At 64.2% G+C, this 19,631-nt stretch carries 15 protein-coding genes; 3 read left to right on the forward strand and 12 right to left on the reverse strand.

All coding sequences use genetic code 11. The annotated features are described in order from the left end of the window. Position 1 precedes the first annotated feature (1 nt). The gene (locus QUV21_RS08490; protein ID WP_300854223.1) at positions 2 to 1,519 is read left to right on the forward strand and encodes a tripartite tricarboxylate transporter permease; all 1,518 of its coding nucleotides are present in this window, start codon (positions 2 to 4) and stop codon (positions 1,517 to 1,519) included. Here QUV21_RS08490 and QUV21_RS08495 read toward each other — a convergent pair. The 3 genes from QUV21_RS08495 to QUV21_RS08505 are packed head-to-tail and all read right to left on the reverse strand — an operon-like array spanning position 1,516 to position 4,910. Beyond that, complete coding sequence (locus QUV21_RS08495; protein WP_300854224.1) at positions 1,516 to 2,880, reverse strand: cytochrome P450; 1,365 nt, start codon at positions 2,878 to 2,880, stop codon at positions 1,516 to 1,518. The genes QUV21_RS08490 and QUV21_RS08495 overlap by 4 nt on opposite strands. Beyond that, positions 2,877 to 4,097, reverse strand: coding sequence for a hypothetical protein (locus QUV21_RS08500; protein WP_300854225.1), 1,221 nt, complete (start codon positions 4,095 to 4,097; stop codon positions 2,877 to 2,879). The genes QUV21_RS08495 and QUV21_RS08500 overlap by 4 nt, the downstream gene beginning before the upstream one ends. Positions 4,098 to 4,151: 54 nt before the next feature. Further along, positions 4,152 to 4,910 carry a cytochrome c biogenesis protein CcdA gene (locus QUV21_RS08505; protein ID WP_300854226.1) on the reverse strand — a complete coding sequence of 253 codons (759 nt, stop codon included), beginning with the start codon at positions 4,908 to 4,910 and terminating at the stop codon, positions 4,152 to 4,154. A gap of 121 nt (positions 4,911 to 5,031) precedes the next feature. Here QUV21_RS08505 and QUV21_RS08510 point away from each other — a divergent pair, with 121 nt between their 5' ends. Continuing rightward, positions 5,032 to 5,262, forward strand: coding sequence for a sulfurtransferase TusA family protein (locus tag QUV21_RS08510; protein WP_300854884.1), 231 nt, complete (start codon positions 5,032 to 5,034; stop codon positions 5,260 to 5,262). Between the two features lie 13 nt (positions 5,263 to 5,275). On the opposite strand, the gene QUV21_RS08515 is transcribed toward QUV21_RS08510, so the two are convergent. The 4 genes from QUV21_RS08515 to purQ all read right to left on the reverse strand — a co-directional run bounded on the left by QUV21_RS08515 (position 5,276) and on the right by purQ (position 12,253). After that, a complete protein-coding gene (locus QUV21_RS08515) occupies positions 5,276 to 8,023 on the reverse strand; it encodes a ribonuclease E/G (RefSeq protein WP_300854227.1) in 2,748 nt (915 codons plus the stop codon). Positions 8,024 to 8,438: 415 nt separating this feature from the next. Further along, positions 8,439 to 9,767 (reverse strand): sigma-54 dependent transcriptional regulator, encoded by a 1,329-nt coding sequence (locus QUV21_RS08520; protein WP_300854228.1) that lies wholly within the window; start codon positions 9,765 to 9,767, stop codon positions 8,439 to 8,441. A gap of 10 nt (positions 9,768 to 9,777) precedes the next feature. Next, on the reverse strand, positions 9,778 to 11,538 hold the full coding sequence (locus tag QUV21_RS08525) for an ATP-binding protein (RefSeq protein WP_300854229.1): 1,761 nt from the start codon (positions 11,536 to 11,538) through the stop codon (positions 9,778 to 9,780). Positions 11,539 to 11,584: 46 nt separating this feature from the next. Continuing rightward, the gene (gene purQ / locus QUV21_RS08530; RefSeq protein WP_300854230.1) at positions 11,585 to 12,253 is read right to left on the reverse strand and encodes a phosphoribosylformylglycinamidine synthase subunit PurQ; all 669 of its coding nucleotides are present in this window, start codon (positions 12,251 to 12,253) and stop codon (positions 11,585 to 11,587) included. 129 nt (positions 12,254 to 12,382) lie between these two features. Here purQ and QUV21_RS08535 point away from each other — a divergent pair, with 129 nt between their 5' ends. Continuing rightward, complete coding sequence (locus QUV21_RS08535) at positions 12,383 to 13,774, forward strand: FAD-linked oxidase C-terminal domain-containing protein (RefSeq protein ID WP_300854231.1); 1,392 nt, start codon at positions 12,383 to 12,385, stop codon at positions 13,772 to 13,774. Here QUV21_RS08535 and QUV21_RS08540 read toward each other — a convergent pair. From QUV21_RS08540 to ftsZ, 5 genes are all read right to left on the reverse strand, one after another. Continuing rightward, positions 13,771 to 13,932: a hypothetical protein gene (locus tag QUV21_RS08540; protein WP_300854232.1), complete on the reverse strand. Its 162-nt coding sequence runs from the start codon at positions 13,930 to 13,932 to the stop codon at positions 13,771 to 13,773. The two genes, QUV21_RS08535 and QUV21_RS08540, sit on opposite strands and share 4 nt — an antisense overlap. Positions 13,933 to 14,129: 197 nt before the next feature. After that, on the reverse strand, positions 14,130 to 15,773 hold the full coding sequence (recN, locus tag QUV21_RS08545) for a DNA repair protein RecN (protein ID WP_300854233.1): 1,644 nt from the start codon (positions 15,771 to 15,773) through the stop codon (positions 14,130 to 14,132). A gap of 39 nt (positions 15,774 to 15,812) precedes the next feature. Next, on the reverse strand, positions 15,813 to 16,652 hold the full coding sequence (locus QUV21_RS08550) for an outer membrane protein assembly factor BamD (RefSeq protein WP_300854234.1): 840 nt from the start codon (positions 16,650 to 16,652) through the stop codon (positions 15,813 to 15,815). A 177-nt stretch (positions 16,653 to 16,829) separates the two neighbouring features. Beyond that, positions 16,830 to 17,753, reverse strand: coding sequence for a UDP-3-O-acyl-N-acetylglucosamine deacetylase (lpxC, locus tag QUV21_RS08555; protein ID WP_300854885.1), 924 nt, complete (start codon positions 17,751 to 17,753; stop codon positions 16,830 to 16,832). Positions 17,754 to 17,948: 195 nt separating this feature from the next. After that, a complete protein-coding gene (gene ftsZ / locus QUV21_RS08560; RefSeq protein ID WP_300854235.1) occupies positions 17,949 to 19,601 on the reverse strand; it encodes a cell division protein FtsZ in 1,653 nt (550 codons plus the stop codon). Positions 19,602 to 19,631: the final 30 nt, after the last annotated feature.

Raw genomic sequence — 19,631 nt, forward strand, 5'->3', positions numbered from 1 at the left:
AATGAGCACCTTCGACTTTCTGCTTCAGGGCCTCGGCACCGCGATGCAGCCGATGATCCTGATGTACGCGCTTATCGGGGTCACGCTTGGAACCGCGGTCGGCGTGCTGCCCGGGATCGGTCCCGCGCTGACCGTGGCGCTTCTGCTGCCGGTGACCTACGGGCTGGACCCTGCCGGGTCGCTGATCATGTTCGCGGGCATCTACTATGGGGGGATGTATGGCGGCTCGACCACCTCGATCCTGCTCAACACACCCGGCGAAAGCGCCTCCATCGTCACCGCGCTGGAAGGCAACCGCATGGCCAAGGCCGGGCGCGGTGGTCCCGCCCTTGCGACCGCCGCCGTCGGGTCTTTCGTTGCGGGGCTTCTGGCCACGCTGGCGCTGGCTTTCCTTGCCCCCCATATCGTGAAACTGGCCCTCGTCTTCGGCCCGCGCGAATACTTCGCCCTGATGATGCTGGCCTTTGTCACCGTCGCCGCCGCCTTTGGCGAATCCACGCTGAAGGGTCTGACATCGCTGTTCATCGGGCTTGGCCTTGCCACAATCGGCATTGACGGGCTGACCGGACAGGCGCGGATGTCCTTTGGTGTGCCGCAGTTGCTGGACGGGATCGAGGTGACCACGCTGGCTGTTGCCATGTTCGCCTTGGGGGAATGCCTTTTTGTCGCGGCACAGACCCACGGCCTGCACGACAAGGTCGAGGCGATCAAGGGTTCGGTCAAGATGACCGCAGCCGACTGGCGCCGGTCCTGGCCCGCGTGGCTGCGCGGCTCGGCCATCGGCTTTCCGATCGGCGCGATGCCGGCAGGCGGCGCCGACATCGCAAGTTTCCTGTCCTACGGCACCGAAAAGCGCATGTCGAAACACCCCGATGAGTTCGGCCACGGCGCGATTGAGGGCGTTGCCGGGCCTGAGGCCGCTAACAACGCCGCCGCCGCAGGGACGCTGGTGCCACTGTTGACGCTCGGCCTGCCGACCACGGCCACCGCCGCCATCATGCTGGCGGGGTTCCAGCAATTCGGCCTGCAACCGGGGCCGCTTTTGTTTGCCACCGCGCCGCAGCTCGTATGGGGGCTGATTGCAAGCCTTCTGATTGCGAATGTCATGCTGTTGATCCTGAACCTGCCGCTGATCCGGTTCTGGGTCATGCTGCTGCGCATCCCAAGGCCTTGGCTTTACGCCGGTATCCTGATGTTCGCCACGCTTGGCACCATCGGGGTCAACCCCTCGCCGGTCGAGCTTACCATGCTTCTGATCTTCGGCTTTCTTGGCTATGGCCTCAGGCTTTACGGCTACCCCATCGCGCCGGTCGTGGTGGGGCTGATCCTTGGCCCGATGGCCGAACAGCAGCTTCGCCGCGCGCTGGCCATTGCGCAGGGCGACTGGACGACACTGGTTTCAACCCCGCTTTCGGCCAGCCTTCTGGCCATAGCGGCGCTGGCGCTGGTGGTGCCAATGCTGCTGCGGCTGCGCGGCAAGGGTCAGGTGCTGGCCCAGATCGCGGGCGACAGCGACTAGCGCCGGGTCACCCGCAGCCAGATCCCGTCCTGTGCGCGCACTGTCAGATGCGCGACCGGGACGGGAACCTTGCCCGTCACCGGCTCGAACCGGAACGCCCGCACCAGATGGGCCAGCAACAGCGTTCCCTCCAGCATCGCAAAGCCTGCGCCGGGGCAGACCCTTGGCCCGCGTGAAAACGGCAGATACCCCTCACGCGCGCTTTCCCGGGCTTCGGGCGTTGCCCAGCGGTCGGGGTCAAAACCGTCGGGGTTCGCCCATATCCGTTCGTGCCGTTGCAGATGCCATGGGCTGATCACCACCTGCGCGCCGGGCCGCACCTGCCGCCCGCGAAACTCCTCGGCCTGCCGGTTTTGCCGCACCATCATCGGTACCGGCGGGTAAAGCCGCAGCGCCTCGCGGAAGACGTCGCGGGTAAAGCGCAAGCCCCCGACCGTGGCGAAGACCGGCTCCAACGCCGCAGCCTCGGCGGCCACCCGGTCCTGCACCTCGGGATGGGTGGCCAGCAGGTAAAGCGCCCAAGCCAGGGCCGACGCGCTGGTCTCATGCCCGGCAAGAAAGAAGATCGCCACCTGATCCACCATCTCGGCCGTCCCGAATGGCACGCCTGTTACAGGATCGGGTGTGGTCATGATCTTGGTCGCCAGATCATCCGGCGCCCCGCCCGCAGCAATCGCCGCCGCGCGGTCTGCGGTCAGCCCGGTGATCAACCCCCGGATCAGCCCGGCCGATCGCAAGGTCGCCCGGCGGTGCAGCCGGGGCATCCAGCGCGGCAAGGGCAGGAAGGCCGCAAGGTTCAGGATCGGCTGAGACCGTTGATAGGCGCGAAATTCGTGGAATACGGCCTGCGCCACCCGGTCCTCTATCGGGAGGGAGAAGAGGGTGCGAAAGATCACATCCGCAGCCGCATGGCTCGCGGCCAGTTCCACCTCGACCTCACCCGGCTCAAGCCGCGCCACCGCCGCCTCGGCTGCGGCCCAGATCGCGGGGAACGCCTCCTTCATCCGCCCGCCTTCAAAAGCCGGGTCGATGATCCGCCGCTGGTGCAGCCATTCCTCGCCATTGGTCACAAAGACCGACCGGCCCAGCAGCGGCAACAGACCTTCTGTCACCCGGCCCGATTTCGGAAAGTCGGTCGGGCGTTCGTCCAGAACCCGCCGCACCAGAGCCGGGTCATTGCACAGGTAACTGCGGAAGAAGGGGGTCCGAAATTCCGCCATCCACGCCCGGTAAAGCCGCGCCGGTTGCGCCGAAAGGATGTCGCGCCGGAACAGCCGCAGGTAGCCCCAAAGCGACACCCGATCAGCCCTGGCCTGCGGCTTTGGCGGCCGTGGATGTGGTGGCTGTGCCGGCGCGGTCATTCCACGCTCCGGTGAGGGCTGAGGGCTGCGGTGATCCGGCTGGACGAAGGCTTGCGGCCCCGGAACCGATCCGCCAGCGTCACAGGGCCGGCGGTAATGCGGAAGTAGTCATAATCCCCGGGCTGATCGAACGCGCACAGGTACTGGAAATGCAGCCGGAAGAACCGCCGCTTCAAGGCCCGCCACCGCGCGGGACTGAGGGTCTTGCTGAACGCGGCCGAGATGACCAGCGGCCAGCGCTGCCCGTCGGTCGCGACACCGCTTACCGCAACCGGATCGCACAGCGCAAAGCTGCACCCATCCCCCGGCGCCGAGACATCGACCCATGTCACGTCCTTGCACTGGGACAGGAAGGCAAGATCACCCCGAAGCTTTGACGCAGCGGGCAGGAATGACACCATCGGCACCGCCTGTCCCAGCGACAGAAACCCAAGCGCGGGGGCGTTTTCCGGCAGCCCCTCGCGGATCAGATCGGCCAGAACCGACACCCCCAGATGCACCCCGGACGAATGGCCGACGACCAGCACCTCATCAACCCCGCTGTCCAGCGCCTGCCGAAGCCGCGCCCGAAATTCGGCCAGCCGCGCGGTCAGCACTGCCGGATAGGCGCCGCGGTCCTTGGCGGTAAAGGCATAGTCATGGATCAGGTAATAGACGAAAAGCCGCCGGTCGATCCGCCGAAACCCCTCCAGCACCGCCCAGACGGCAAAGGCCGCAAGCCCCCACTCCAGCCCGAAGCCAGAGGCGGGCAACAGCCGCAGCATCAGCGCGCCAACCATGACCGCCAGCGCCGCTTGCAGCACCAGAAGCACCGCCGGGTAAAGCGCCGCAATCATCGGCCCCTTGCGCAGCCCTATCAGCCGCCAGAGCGCCCCCGATGCCCCATAGACCCATGCCGTTCGCACCAGTTGCAAGAACGTCGCCGCCACCCCAGCCCGCATCGACCCGCGCACAAGGTCAGACCAGACCAGAATCTCCACCTCGGCCTCGGCCGGGCGCTCCATCACGGATGCCACGCGCCAGCCATAGGTTTCCCCAGCCCGAGGCGTGATCGTCAGCCCATAGCCGGAAATCGCGGCCTGCGCGGCACCTTCCTTGCGGTAAAGTTCGCGGTAGCGGCGCGGGGGGAACGGGTCATAGCCGGAGATGTAAAGCACCTTGCGGCGAAACACCCCCGTCTTGCCGTCTTGGCTGTCTTCCGTTGAACCCACGCCCATCCCGCCAGTTTGTCCGCCACACCTTAACCGCTGGCAAACAAGAAGAAAGGCAGATCAGCCCGGCACCGGCAGACCCAGCACATCATAGGTTTCAAGCATCCAGTAGCTGAAGTCGGTGAAGGCACCGGTGACCAGCGCCACGCCCACAATCAGCAACAGCGCGCCCATGGCCCGCTCGATCGTCTTCATGTGGCGCTTCAGCTTGCCCATCACCGTCATCGAGCGTTCGACAAAGATCGCTGCCAGCAGGAACGGCAGTCCAAGGCCAAGCGCATAGACGCCCAGCAGTACGGTGCCGCGCCCGGTGCTGGCCTCTTGCGCCGCAAGGCTGAGGATCGCCCCCAGTTGCGGGCCGATGCAGGGCGTCCAGCCGAAGGCGAAGGCAAGGCCAAGCACATAGGCCCCGGCGGCCGATCCGCCGCGTTCACCGGCGTCCATCCGCATTTCGCGGTCAAGGATCGGGATGCGGAACAGGCCAACGAAATGCAGGCCGAAGATGATGACCACAACCCCGGAAATCTGCGCCAGAAGTTCCTGATTGTTCAGGACAAACGCCCCCATCGCCGAGGCGGTGAAGCCAAGGATCAGAAAAACCGTGGAAAGCCCCATGACAAAGAACAGCGCTGGCAGGATCACCCGTCGCCGCGCCTGGCCGCCCGCTGTCATCTCGCCCATGGAAATCCCGCCCATATAGGCCAGATAGGGCGGCACGATGGGCAGCACGCAAGGCGACAGGAACGACAACACACCCGCAACCAGCGCGACGGCCATCGCGGGCAGCAAGGCAGCGTCGATGATCTCGATTCCGAACATGCAAGTCCCCTCCAAGCCCAGATAGCGACTTTCGCAGTCCGCGTCACCCGGACAGCGCGTCACATCCGCGTGGCCGGTCTGTAACCTTGCCGAAGGAAGGTCTGGCCGCTACATGCGGCGGATGGCCGACTGGGATGACATGGTGGATTGCGAAGGGCTTTTATGCCCGCTGCCCGTGTTGCGTGCGCGCAAGCGGCTGCTGTCGCTTGCCGCTGGCACAGTGCTTTGCGTCCGGGCGACCGATGCGATGGCCGCGATCGACCTGCCCCATTTCTGCGCCGAGGCGGGACATTCCTACCTCGGCGCAAGGGCAGAGGGTGCTGTCACCCTCCACCTGATCCGAAGGGCCTGAGCGGCCCCTGATCCTACCGGCCCAGTGACCACCAACCCTTGCGTTTGGGCTTGGACGGGTCGTCGGACGCAGCCACATCGGCCACGGCGGCGGCTTCAGCAGGGTCTGGAGAGACAGTTTCAACCGTGGCCGCAAGCCCCGGGTCAAGGGCCAGCACAGGTGCCGGTGCCTCGGTTGCGGCCTTCGCTCGCGGCGCACGACTGCGTGCGGGCTTTGACGGAGCGGCTTCGGCCGATTTGACCTTGGGCGCGGGTTCTGCTGCAAGTTCTGCGGCCGGTTCCGTGACGGATTCCGTAACGGCGGCTTTGGCGCGCGATGCCCGCTTGCGAGGCGCAGGCTTTGCGGCTTCGGCCACCACTGCCACCGCAGGTTCTGCTGCAACCTTCTCGTCCGATACAGGCACCGAGTCCGCCAACGCGACGGCCACAGGCTCAACAACCGCCTCTGCCGCAGCATCTGCCGCCGTTTCTGCCACCGCCTCAACGTCGCCCTTGCGGACACGGGGCTTGCGGGTGCGCTTGCGTGCCGAACCCTTCGGCTCAGCCTCGGCCAGGGGTTCGACGGTTTCAGCGGCAACGACTTCTTCGTCTTCGTCGTCACCGTCTTCGTCACCAGCAGCACCGTTCAGCGCCGCATCGCCTTCACGCGCGCCACCGCGCCGACGCCGACGCCGACGCCGCTTTTTCTTGCCGGGCGCGCCATTGTCACCTTCGGCGGCCGCAGCGGAAGCCGGAGCGGAAGCCGCCTCGGCAGCTTCGTCCTCGTCTTCTTCGATCAGATCATCGACCAGATCGTCTTCCTCTTCCTCGGCCACCGGCGCGCCCATCAGGCCAGCATGGCCGGAAATCACCGGCGTCTCTGGCACGACACGCAATGCGGTCTTGAACTTTTCGATCGAGTGATCGGGGCTGATCATCGTCGGATCAGCTTCGATCCGCACCGACATGCCGTAACGCGCCTCGATCAGCGCGATATGTTCGCGCTTGTTGTTGATGAGGTAGTTGACGATGCCGATGGGTGCCTTCAGCAGCACCTCTTTCGACCGCTTGCGCGTGCCTTCCTCTTCCAGCGCGCGCAGAACCTGCAAGGCCATGCTGTCATCCGACCGGATCAGGCCGGTGCCATGGCAATGCGCGCACGGCTGGGTGGTGCTTTCCAGCATGCCGGGCCGCAAGCGCTGGCGGCTCATCTCCATCAGGCCAAAGCCCGAGATGCGGCCGACCTGAATTCGCGCGCGGTCGGTTTTCAGCTTGTCCTTCAGGCGCTTCTCGACGGCGGCGTTGTTCTTGCGCTCTTCCATGTCGATGAAGTCGATGACGATCAGCCCGGCAAGGTCGCGCAGGCGCAACTGACGTGCCACTTCCTCGGCGGCCTCAAGGTTGGTCTTGAGCGCGGTATCCTCGATCGAGCCTTCCTTGGTGGCCCGGCCAGAGTTAACGTCGATGGCGACCAAAGCCTCGGTCACACCAATCACGATGTAGCCGCCGGATTTCAACTGCACCACAGGGTTGAACATGCCGCCCAGATAGCTTTCCACCTGATACTTGGCGAACAGCGGCACCGGATCGGAATAGCGTACCACCTGCTTGGCGTGGCTTGGCATGATCATGCGCATGAAATCCTTGGCGGTGCGGTAGCCGCCTTCGCCTTCGACCAGAACCTCGTCAATCTCGCGGCTGTACAGATCGCGGATCGACCGTTTGATCAGGTCGCCTTCCTCATAGATCTTGGCGGGCGCGATGGATTTCAGCGTCAGTTCGCGGATCTGTTCCCACAGGCGCATCAGGTATTCGTAATCGCGCTTGATTTCTGGCTTGGTACGCTTTGCACCCGCCGTGCGGATGATCAGGCCGGCGCCTTCCGGCACCTCGATCTCGGACGCAATTTCCTTGAGCTTCTTGCGGTCGGCCACTTGGGTGATCTTGCGGGAAATCCCGCCGCCCCGCGCGGTGTTCGGCATCAGGACGCAGTAGCGCCCGGCCAGCGACAGATAGGTGGTCAGCGCCGCACCCTTGTTGCCGCGCTCTTCCTTCACGACCTGGACCAGCATGATCTGCCGGACCTTGACGACTTCCTGGATCTTGTAGCGCCGGGCGCGCGGACGGCGCGGGGCGGCGATTTCTTCGGCCACATCCTCTTCGGCGATGGATTCGATCTCGTCGTCGGTTTCCGATGCATGGTCCATCGCCCGGTAGGGACGATCCCCTTCCCCGGGCTCCTCAGAAGGCGAGGCGCTGTGGTCATGATCATTGCCGTCATCATGCGCAAGTGCGGCATCCGCTGCGGCGCCAGTCTCGACCGCGATACCGGTCTCGACGGCGATCTCGGTGTCATCTTCACCCAGATCGACCACATCCATGCCCGACGGCCCCTCGACCACGGCATCAGCGTTCTTGACCTTTTCAGCCCGCTCTTGCGACCGCGCCGGACGGCGGCGGGTGCGGCGGTTGTCTTCTTCTTCCTCGGCGCGGGCCATGGCCCGCTCTTCCTCGATCAGCGCCTTACGGTCAGCGACCGGGATCTGGTAATAGTCCGGATGAATTTCGGCAAAGGCCAGAAACCCGTGCCGATTGCCACCATACTCGACAAAAGCCGCCTGAAGCGAAGGCTCCACGCGGGTCACTTTGGCAAGATAGATGTTTCCGGCAATCTGTCGCTTGTTTACGGTCTCGAAGTCGAACTCTTCAACCTTGTTTCCGTCTACCACCACAACCCGAGTTTCCTCGGCATGGGTGGCGTCGATCAGCATCTTTTTGGCCATTTTGTTCCAATGCGCCCGGCCTGCACAACACAGCGCCCGGGGAAGCCCCGGGTGGATGATTGACAGGGAAAGGGCGACTTGTTCGGGCGGGTGCGCGCAACGCAAAGCGGCGGGCCATGCCCAATGGGCACCCCGCGTTCAGCTTTGCCAATGTCGCACACATCATCGCGTTTCACTACGGACAGCTTTGCAGCCACCCACCTTTTAAATCCCGCATCGTCAACGACTTGGCGGGAAATGCCCAACCTTTCGGCCGATCCGACTACCGTATCGGCGGCGCGCATGGGGCGCCTTTCCTGCACGGCAGAGAATTCCTGCGCGAAGATGTAACCTTCACGTTACGCGACCCTAACGGGAAAGCGTGCGAAATGACAATGGGCTATTTCCCACCAAGGCCGCGCGGGCCTATGCGGGATCAGACGTAATCCCCTCGCGTCAGGCCGTATTTCGCCATCTTCTCGTTCAGGGTCCGGCGTGGCAGGCACAACTCCTCCATCACCGCGACAATTGACCCCTTGTGCCGCCGCATCGTGTTGTCGATCAGCATGCGCTCGAAGGATTCCACATAATCCTTCAGGGGCTTGCCCTCGGTGGTCAGTGCAGGTCCGGCCGCCTCGTTGTCGGCCATCAGCAGGCTGGCGATGGACCCGGACCCGCGCCGGTTCTGCAAGACGGCGCGTTCCGCGATGTTGACCAACTGGCGCACGTTGCCTGGCCAGGGCGCCTGCAACAGTTGCGCGGCTTCCTGTGCGGTCACCTGCGGGGCGTCGCAGCCGTATTCTTCGGCGAACTGCTCCGACAGACGGGTGAACAGTTGCAGGATGTCTTCGCCCCTGGTCCGCAGCGGCGGCAACAGTATTGTCATCGCGCCCAGCCGGTAGAACAGGTCCGGCCGCAGCACGGCTTCCAACGTCGTATCCGGGGCATGCTGGTTGCAGATCGCGATGATGCGGGTTTCGGGTGGGGTGCCTTGCTCGTTGATCACCGTCAAGAGCCGTGCCTGAAGGGCGCCGGGCATCGCCTCGATATCCTCAAGGCACAGGGTTCCACCGCGCGCCTCTTCGATCAGAGGCAGGCTGCCGTCTTCGGCCGGACCGAACAGCCGGGCAGAAAGCTGGTCTTCGCCCCATGCCGCACACGACACCGCCACGAACTTCTTTGACGCGCGCGGCCCAACGGCGTGCAGCGCATGGGCCACAAGGGTCTTGCCTGTCCCCGTCTCGCCGTCGATCAGGACGTGGCTGTCAGCCTGCCCCAAATCAAGAATGTCCTCGCGCAAGCGGTCCATCGCGGGCGAAGATCCGATCAGCTTTTTCATGATGGTCGAGCCGTCAGACAACTCCTTGCGCAAAGCCCGGTTATCAAGCGTCATCCGCCGCGCCTGCGTCGCCTTCTTGGCAAGTTCGGTCATCCGGTCGGGGTTGAACGGCTTTTCCAGAAAGTCGAACGCCCCCACCCGCATCGCTTCCACCGCCATAGGCACATCACCGTGACCGGTGATCATGATCACAGGCAGGCCCGAATCCTGCCCCATCAGGCGTTTCAGGAACGCCATCCCGTCCATGCCGGGCATCTTGATATCGCTGACGACCACGCCCTGAAACTCTGGCCCGATCACCTTCAGCGCCTCTTCCGCCGAAGCGAAGGTCTCGGTGTCAAAGCCCGACAGCGCAAGCCACTGGCTGATCGATTGCCGCATGTCGGCCTCGTCATCGACGATTGCCACTTTCATTGCGCGGGCCATCTGGACCTCTTCATTCTGCTGCTTCCTGATTTTTGCCGAGGATCGGCAACTGCATTTCAAACACCGCCCCACCGCCATCGCCGTTCCGGGCAGTCAACCTGCCGCCAAGGTCGGTCACGATGCCCGAGGAGATGGCAAGGCCAAGGCCCACGCCTTCGCCGGGTTTCTTGGTGGTGTAGAACGGCTCGAAAAGATTCTCGAGTTCGGTAATTCCATGGCCATTGTCGCGCACCGTAAGCATCGCCGTTTCGCCTGCTGACAGCAGGATGTCGATCTGCGGAGCTTTCACGTCCTTGGTCGCGTCAAGCGCATTGCGCAAAAGGTTGATGATCACCTGTTCCAGCCGGATGCGGTCAGCCATGACCAGAACCGGCTGGCGCGGCATGCCTCGGCTGATCTTCACGACCCGGGCCTTCAACTGCGGCTCCATCATCGCAAGCGCCGAAGACACGCAGGCGCGCAGGTCAACCTCCTCGAAGGCCTCGCCGCCCTTGCGGGCATAGGATTTCAGTTGCCGGGTGATCGCGCCCATGCGTTCGATCAGATCGTCGATCCGCTGAAAGCTGGACAGGGCCTCTTCGGGCCGCTTGCGCTGAAGCAGAAGGCGGGCGCCGGCAAGATAAGTCTTCATCGCGGCAAGGGGCTGGTTCAATTCATGACTGACCGCTGCCGACATTTCGCCAAGGGCCGCCAGCTTCGAGGACTGCGCCAGCGTCAATTCCGCCACTTCAAGATCCTTCTGCACCTTCTCACGCTCGGCAATCTCGCGCTGAAGGCGGGCGTTCAGCGCCCGAAGCTCTGCAGATTCCCGCTGAAAGCTTAGCGAGCGTGACCAGGCCCGCCGCGACAGGATGTAGAAGGTCAGCGCCATCAGGATGGCAAAGCCCATGATCTCCAGCGCCAGAATCCCGTTCACCTGTTCGCGGACCGATCCATAGGCGGTGAAGGTCTGGATCTTCCAGCCCCGGAAAGGAACCCGAGCCTCGGTCCGCATCACGGCCTCACCGCGGACATAGGCATCGGGCGGGTTCTGCGCCCAGTCGGCTGTGGCCCGCAACGCCCGGGCAATGGCCGATGGCGGATCACGCAGCGCCAGCGCCTCGGCAACCGGCAGGCCGCGCCAGCGCGATTCCGTGGCAAGAAGCACTGTGCCTTCGCTGTCGGTCACCAGCACCGCATCCTGAAGGCCGGACCAGGCGCGTTCGTATTTCATCAGGTCAACCGAAACGACGATGACCCCCAAGGTCTTGCCCTCGGCCTGAAGTGACCGCGAATAGACAAAATCATACCCACCCGATTCGCGTTTGACGGCAGTGAAGATCGTCTCTTTCGTCCGTTGGGCATCGACGAAGTAGGTGTCGTTGCGGTTGTTGGTGCCAAGGATGTTGCGGTTGGTTGCACCCACGACGCGCCCGTCATTGCCCAGAAGCCGGATCGACGCGACGCCGATCTGCGCCTGAAGCGCGATGAGTTTCGCCGATGTGCGGGAGAAATTGCCTTCGCGCAGGGCCTGCACCAGTTCCGGGTCACGCGACAGCAAAAGCGGAACCACCGAAGTCCGCTGCAATTCGGCCATCAGGTTACCGGTGTAAAGCGCCAGCCGCACCTCTGCCCGGCTGCGGGTATCGGCGGTGTAGCGGTCAGTCAGCAACCGGTTCGATACAAGCACAACCCCGACGGCAAGCAGGACCAGAAGCCCGACCGCAAGCTTGACGCGCCAAGGCAAGCCCTGGGCGGATGCAGGTTGTTGAAGCGGGCCGGATCTTGTCATGACCAAAGACTAGGGCCGCCCCGGGCGCGCCTCAAGCCAAGGCATGTCAGGCCAGCGCCATCCCGCCCATCAGCGAGGCGAACAACGGGCGGCCATCTTCGCCCCCCAGCGCCGCCTCAACGGCGCGTTCGGGGTGGGGCATCATTCCCAGCACCCGGCGGTTTTCCGAAAGCACCCCGGCAATGTCGGCCATGCTGCCATTGGGGTTGTCGCAATAGGTGAAGGCGATGCGGTCATCGCCTTGCAAACGCGACAGGCCTTCGGCGTCGATGGTGTAGTTGCCGTCGTGATGAGCGATGGGAACGTGGATCGTCTGACCCGGCACATAAGCGGCCGTATAGGCGCTATCCGTGGTGGCGACCCGCAGCGCCACCGTCTTGCAGACGAACTTCAGCCCTGCATTGCGCATCAAGACGCCGGGCAAGAGGCCCATTTCCGTAAGCACCTGAAAGCCGTTGCAGATTCCAAGGACATAGCCGCCCCGGTCGGCATGGGTGCGAATGGCGGTCGAGATCGGCGATTGGGCGGCAATGGCGCCGCAGCGCAGGTAGTCCCCGAAGGAAAACCCGCCCGGCACCCCGACCACATCCACGCCCGTGGGCAGATCGGTATCCTTGTGCCAGACCCGCGCCACCTCAAACCCGGCGCTTTCAAAGGCGGTGGCAAGGTCACGGTCGCAGTTCGAGCCCGGGAAGGTGACGACGGCAGCTTTCATGGACGATTCCCCGGTATCTGGCGGTTGGTCGCGTCATAGCGCAAGGCCGCGGCAAGGGCTACCCCCAGCACTACCCTTCCCCAGCAGGGTAGCGCTTGGCGCTTGCGCCACGGGGCGTTAGGGTCGGGCATGCTTGCTGAAACCGCCCTTGCCGAATTGCGCGCCCTGTTCGGGACGCAGATGTCCATCGCACCGGCCGTGCTTGCCGCACACGGGCAAAGCGAAAGCCTTGTTACAGCGGGTCTGCCGGATGCCGTGGTGTTCCCGACCACAACGGATCAGGTCGCAGCCCTTGCCAAGTGGTCCAGCCAGCACCGTGTCCCACTGATCGGCTGGGGGGCCGGCACATCGCTTGAAGGACATGCGCTGGCCTTGCACGGAGGAGTCGTGGTCGATTTCCGCGACATGGCCGCGGTGCTGGAGGTCCGGCCCGAAGATCGGCTGGTGCGGGTTGAACCCGGCATCACGCGTGAGGTGCTGAACCACGAACTGCGCTCGACCGGGCTGATGTTTCCCGTCGATCCCGGTGCCAATGCCTCGATCGGGGGGATGGCGGCGACGCGGGCCTCTGGCACGACCGCCGTGCGCTACGGCACGATGCGCGACAATGTGCGCGGCTTGACGGTGGTTCTGGCCGATGGCCGGGTGATCCGCACCGGCACCGGTGCGCCCAAATCGGCGGCAGGCTATGATCTGACCGCGCTTTTCGTCGGGTCCGAAGGTACGCTGGGCCTGATCACCGAACTGACCTTGCGGCTGCATGGCCAGCCCGAAGCGGTGATGACGGCGGTGGCGGCCTTTCCGGGGGTGGCGCAGGCCGTGGATTGCGTGATTGCCACGATGCAGATGGGCCTGACCCCGGCGCGGATCGAATTTCTGGACGTGGAAACCGTTGCCGCCTGCAACGCCTTTTCCGGGCTAAGCCTGCCCCTTGCCCCACAGCTTCTGGTCGAGTTTCACGGCCACCCCGACGGTGTTGCTGAAGACACCCGCCGCTTTCGCGACATTGCCGAAGGGTTCGGGGCCGATGGGCTGCAATGGGCGGAACGTCAGGAAGACCGCACCCGGCTTTGGGCCGCACGCCACAGCGCCTATCGCGCGATCCTTGCCTCGCGTCCCGGGGCGAAGGCGGTGGTGACGGATGTCTGCGTGCCGATATCGCGCCTGTCGCAGGCGGTGGACGAGACTCGGGCAGATATTGCGGGTTCTGGGATACCGGGGCCGATCCTTGGTCATGTCGGGGACGGCAATTTCCACGCGATCTTGCTGGTGCGCCCCGGCGATGCCGCCGAGTTTGCCACCGCGAAAACCCTTGCCGCCCGGATGGCAGACCGAGCCTTGCGGCTGGGCGGAACGATCACCGGCGAACATGGCGTGGGCTTCGGCAAGCTGGGCCATATGGAGGCCGAACATGGTGCAGGTTGGGACGTGATGGCCACGCTGAAGCGCGCGCTTGATCCCCTTGGGTTGATGAACCCCGGCAAGGTCATCCCCGGCAGAACCGGGGACGGCCCGGCTTAAAGATCAAAGCTCGACCGACGAAACAGACCGTTGTCCACTTCACGCTGACGCCGTTCAAGGTCGATCCGCGAGACGGAAGCATTCAGATAATCCCGCTCCAGTTCCGCAAGCGACGGAAAGTTGCGCAGCGACTTCAGGGATTTCAAGATATTGAGCATGACAGACTTCCTTTGTTCTTGATCAGAACATAGGACGCCGCAGCGCAGCATTACAGGTCGGGATCGGGAAAGCCGTCATGCGCCAAACGCATGGCTTGTGTCATTTTGCCGTAACGACAGGCAAAGCGCCCGAAAGCGCGGCACTCGATTGCAGATTTTTTCGCGGTCTTGCCGCGCATTGGCCTGACAAGCGCCAGTTATCCCTGCAACAGCGCACGGGCCGCCGCGCGCGCTGCATCCGAGACGGTGTCACCGGCCAGCATCCGCGCAATTTCCTCGACCCGCTCGGACGCGGCAAGGGCGGTGACGGTTGACAGCGTCTGGTCCGCGACCACCCGCTTTTCCACCCGCCAATGCCGCGCACCAAAGGCCGCGACTTGCGGCGAATGGGTCACCACAAGCACTTGCGCCCCGGTGGCCAGCGCCTGCAACCGCCGACCCACGGCATCGGCCGTCGCCCCGCCGACCCCGCGGTCAATCTCGTCGAAGATCAGGGTCTGGCCGGGGCTGTCGCCCGTCAGGCAGACCTTCAGCGCAAGCAGGAACCGGCTCAGCTCGCCGCCCGAAGCGATCCGGTTCAGCGGACCGGAAGACGCGCCGGGGTTGGTGGCAACCGTAAAGGTCACCGCATCCATGCCATCCGGCCCGGGTTCTGCGGGCGCGAACTCGGTAACAAAGACCGCCCGTTCCATCTTCAGCGGGGCCAGTTCCGCCGCCATGGCCGCATCAAGCCGCCCGGCCGCGTCACGCCGGACACTTGTCACCCGCGCGGCTTCGGCCTTGAAGGTCACATCGGCCTCGGCCACCGCCTTTTGCAGCCGGGAAATTCCTGCGGCCCCACCGTCGATCGCCGCCAGACGCGCCCGCAAGCCATCGGCAAACCCGCCCAGATCATCGGCCAGTACGCCATGCTTGCGCGCCAAGGCACGGATCGCGAACAGGCGTTCCTCGACCTGCTCCAGTTCACCGGGGTCAAAGTCCAGGGCCTCCAGCGCGACCTCGACGCCTTGCTGGGCTTCCCCCAGTTCGATCAGCGCCCGATTGAGCGCGGCAAGGGCCGGGTCAAGCCGCCCCTCGGCCTTGTCGGCGGCCCCTTCCAGCCAGCGCAGCGCATCGCGCATCCGGCCTTCGGCGCCCGCGTCCGACAAGGCGGCATGGCCCTTGGCCACATCTTCCCGAATCCGCGCGGCCCCCTGCATCAGGCGACGGCGCGCATCCAGCGCCGCGTCTTCGCCAGCTTCCGGGCTCAGCTTGTCCAGTTCGCCAACCGCATGGCGCAGGAATTCCTCTTCCGCGGCAGCCCGTTCCAGCATCGCCTCGGCCTCGGCCAAGGCGGCCCGCGCTGTCCGGCGGGCAGCCCAGGCCGCGCGCAAAGGGGCAAGGTCCAGTCCGGCATAGGCATCCAGAAGGGCGCGGTGGCCGCGCGGGTTCAAAAGGCCCCGATCATCATGCTGGCCGTGAAGCTCTACCAGATGCTCCGAAAGATCGCGCAGCACCTCGCCCGAGACGCGGCGGTCATTCACCCAGGCTGTCTTGCGACCATCCGCGAAGTTGACTCGGCGCAGGATCAACTCGCCCTCAGTGTCGATCCCGGCTTCCGACAGCACCTTGCGCGCGGCATGGCCAGCCGGCAGATCGAAGACCGCCGTCACCTCGCCTTGCGTTGCCCCTTGGCGGACAAGTTCCGCCCTGCCCCGCCAGCCCAGGACAAAACCCAGGGCATCGAGCAGGATCGACTTGCCTGCCCCTGTCTCACCGGTGAGCACATTGAGTCCGGCGCCAAGGTCCAGCGTCAGCCGATCAATGATCAGCACATCACGGATATCAAGACTTCGAAGCATCTGGCCTGCCTGCGGGGTGCGCGCCTGCACGCACCATCCCTACAACCACTCGCCCCGGACCATCTGGCGATAGACCTGACGCAGCCAGCTTTCGCCCTTTGCCTCGGGTGACAGTCCCTTGCCCTTCAGCAGGCGGAAGCTGTCATCGTAGAAGGGCGAGGCCTGATAGTTGAAGCCAAGAATTGCCGCTGCGGTCTGTGCTTCATCACTCAGGCCAAGTCCGACATAGCTTTCCACCAGACGGTGCAAGGCTTCGGCGGTATGGGTCGTGGTCTGGAAATCCTGCACCACCACTCGGAACCGGTTGATCGCTGCGGTGTAGTGACGCCGTTTCAGATAGTAGCGCCCGACTTCCATTTCCTTTGCGGCCAACTGGTCGAAAGCAAGATCGAACTTCAGGATGGCCGAACGGGCGTATTCGCTGTTCGGATAGGTTTCGATCACGTCACGCATGCCACGCAGGGCCTGGAACGTGATGCCCTGGTCACGGCCGACATCGTCAATCTGGTCGTAGTAGGACAGCGCCATGAGATAAAGCGCATAGGGGGCATCTTCATCGCCGGGGTAGAAATCAAGGAAACGCTGCGCCGCATCGCGGGCTTCGGGGTATTGCTTAGCCTTGTGGTGCGTGAAGGCCTGCATGATCAGGGCGCGCTTGGCGAATTCCGTATAGGGATAAAGCCGTTCGACTTCCTGGAAGTAGACCAGCGCATCTCTGGGCTTCTTGCCGGTTTCAAGTTCCAGCTCACCCTTCTTGAAGATTTCTTCCGCAGTATAGGTATCCAGCGCGCGCTCCTGCGGGCCACGCGAACAGCCGGCCAGCACCGCAACAACAAACGCCGCCTTTAGGAACCCTGCGCCGGGGCGTCTGCCTGACATTTTCCGCCTATCCAAACCTGCTGCCCCCGTCCGGTGCTGGTGACCAAAGCCCCGCCGAGAGCCCGACACCCGGGCGATTTGCCCCGTCTTTGCATCGTCCTAGCACAGAAAAATCCGGGGCGCAAAACGCCTTTCGTGACTTTCACAGGCCAATGATCGTGGCAACTGATGGCAGCGTCAGGCCCGAACCAGAGGCAGATCGCCCACATGCACGCCAACGCCCGGCAATTTGCCAAGGGTCTGCGGCCCGCAATCCACCATCCGCCATGCCTCGGGATCGGCAAAAAGCGCCCGCAGAAGCCGGTTTGTAAGCGCATGCCCGGCTCGGTCGCCAGTGTATCGACCCAGGATCGGCCCTCCGGCCAGCGCCAGATCACCCAGCGCATCCAGCATCTTGTGACGCACCGGTTCATCAGCATGGCGCAGACCGCCCGGCGACAAGACCTTGTCACCCCGGAACACCACCGCATTTTCCATTGTGCCGCCAAGCGCAAGGCCGGCTTGGCGCATTGCGTCCACATCCACCTGACGGCAGAAGGTCCGACTGTCGCAAAGCTCGCGCACGAAAGCCCCGTTCGCCATGTTCAGCCGCCGGGTCTGCGTGCCGATCGCGGCATCCTCGAAAGATATGCGAAAGTCGATTTCCAGCATGTCAGCCGGGTCAAGCCGGGCCACGGCGTCGCCGTCACGGACTTCTACCGATTTCAGGACGCGCACCGCACGCACGGGTGCATCAAGATCATCAAGGCCCGCTGCAAGGAACCCCTGCACGAAGGGGACGGCAGAGCCGTCCAGAATCGGAACCTCGGGGCCGTCAATTTCAATAAGCGCGTTATGGACAGCACTGCCGGAAAGGGCCGCCATGATATGCTCAATGGTCGAGACAGACACGCCAGCCGCATTTTCGACCACCGTGCAAAGCCTGGATGGGCTCACCGCATCCCAGCGGGCGGGGACCATCTGGTCCGCGTTGGTCACGTCCGTCCGGCGGAACCAGATCCCGTGATCAACGGGCGCCGGGCGCACGACCATCCGCACCGGCGCGCCGCTGTGAAGGCCACGTCCTGTGAAAGTGGCAGAGGATTTCAGGCTGTTCTGCACGTCTCGATCGACCTCATGTGGCGCGGGCATTTACCGCCTGCATCCGCTTTTCCCTTAGCTATTCGCGCAAGGCTTGAAGCTCAACTCACTCTTTGTGACGATATGTAACACAGCTATTTTGCGCCCATGTCGTTGCAAACAAAGGAAAAGGCCCGGAAGTCCGGGCCTTTCCATGTCAGTACCAACGTGGTGATCTCAGTTCGCCTGACGGCGCAGGAATGCGGGAATCTCGATCCGGTCTTGATCTGTCCCCATGTCATGTTCGTCCTCATAGGCAGTCACTGGCGGCTGCGCGCGACCAGCCGGCGCAGCAACACGTTCGTTTGTCGCCTCAAGATGCCCCGCCATGCGATTGATCAGGGTGCCGATCCCGAAACGTGGTTTTGCCGCAGGGGCCAGCGGCGCAGCCGTGGGCGCGGGTGCAGTTGCGACCGGGGCCGGGCGACCAAACTTTGCCGCGCCATTTGCGGCGGGACGGGTGACTGCGGCCTGAAGCCGGGCCAGGGCCTCGGGCGATGGCTGACCCGCGGCGCGCGGGCGTGGGGCGACGAAATCTGCGGCGTCCGCCTCGATTGCGGCCGGGGCCGACCGGATCAGCGAAGGTTGCGGCGCGGTCTGTGGCCGATAGGCCGGGGCAGGAACCTCGTCGACATAGTCATCGGCTTCCGCTTCCATTTCGGCATGGGAAGCCGCTGCGTCGAACAGGCCGATCGCAAGGGCATCGACCTCTTCTTCAAACTCCGGGACAGGATCGGCCACGACCGGGGCAGCAGCAACCGGCTGCTGTGCCACACGGGCAGCCTCGCCCGTTTGTGCCGGGTTCAGCGACAGCGGAGCCGCCATCGAACGCCGCGCCACGGGAACCTCTTGCCGGGCAGCCGAGGCGTCGATGCCTGTGGCCACGACCGAAACGCGGATGCGGCCTTCCATAGAGGTGTCCAGCGTGGAGCCGACGATGATATTGGCGTCCGGGTCCACCTTTTCGCGGATGATGTTTGCGGCTTCGTCCAGCTCGAACAACGTCAGGTCATGGCCGCCGGTAATGTTGATCAGCACACCCTTCGCGCCATGCAGGCTGATCTCGTCGAGAAGCGGGTTGGCAATCGCCTTTTCCGCCGCCTGCACCGCGCGATCCTCGCCCGAGGCTTCGCCGGTTCCCATCATCGCCTTGCCCATCTCGTCCATGACCGCGCGCACATCGGCAAAGTCGAGGTTGATCAGGCCGGGCCGCACCATCAGGTCGGTCACGCCCTTGACGCCCTGATACAGAACGTCATCGGCCATCGCGAAGGCTTCGGTAAAGGTGGTGCGTTCGTTCGCGAGCCGGAAGAGGTTCTGGTTCGGGATGATGATCAGCGTATCCACGACCTTTTGCAGGGCATCGATCCCGTCCTCGGCCTGCTTCATCCGCTTGTTGCCTTCGAACTGGAAGGGCTTGGTCACGACGCCGACCGTCAGAACACCCAGCTCGCGCGCGGCTTGCGCGATGATCGGGGCTGCACCAGTGCCGGTGCCGCCGCCCATGCCAGCGGTGATGAAGCACATGTGAGCGCCCGCCAGATGGTCAACGATCTCTTCGATCGTTTCTTCGGCTGCTGCGGCCCCCACGGTCGGCCGAGCGCCCGCACCCAGACCCTCGGTCACCTTGACACCCATCTGGATGCGCGCGTGGGCCCGGCTTTGCTGCAAGGCCTGCGCGTCGGTGTTGGCCACGACAAACTCTACCCCCTCAAGGGCCTGGTCGATCATGTTGTTGACCGCGTTGCCACCGGCCCCGCCCACACCAAAGACGGTGATGCGCGGCTTCAGTTCTTCACGCTCAGATGTCATCGTCAGATTGAGTGCCATGGGTTTGCCCGTCCGTTTCTTGTCTGCCGC

The organism is Tabrizicola sp., assembly GCF_030373185.1.
In the GTDB taxonomy this organism is placed as follows: Bacteria; Pseudomonadota; Alphaproteobacteria; order Rhodobacterales; family Rhodobacteraceae; genus Tabrizicola.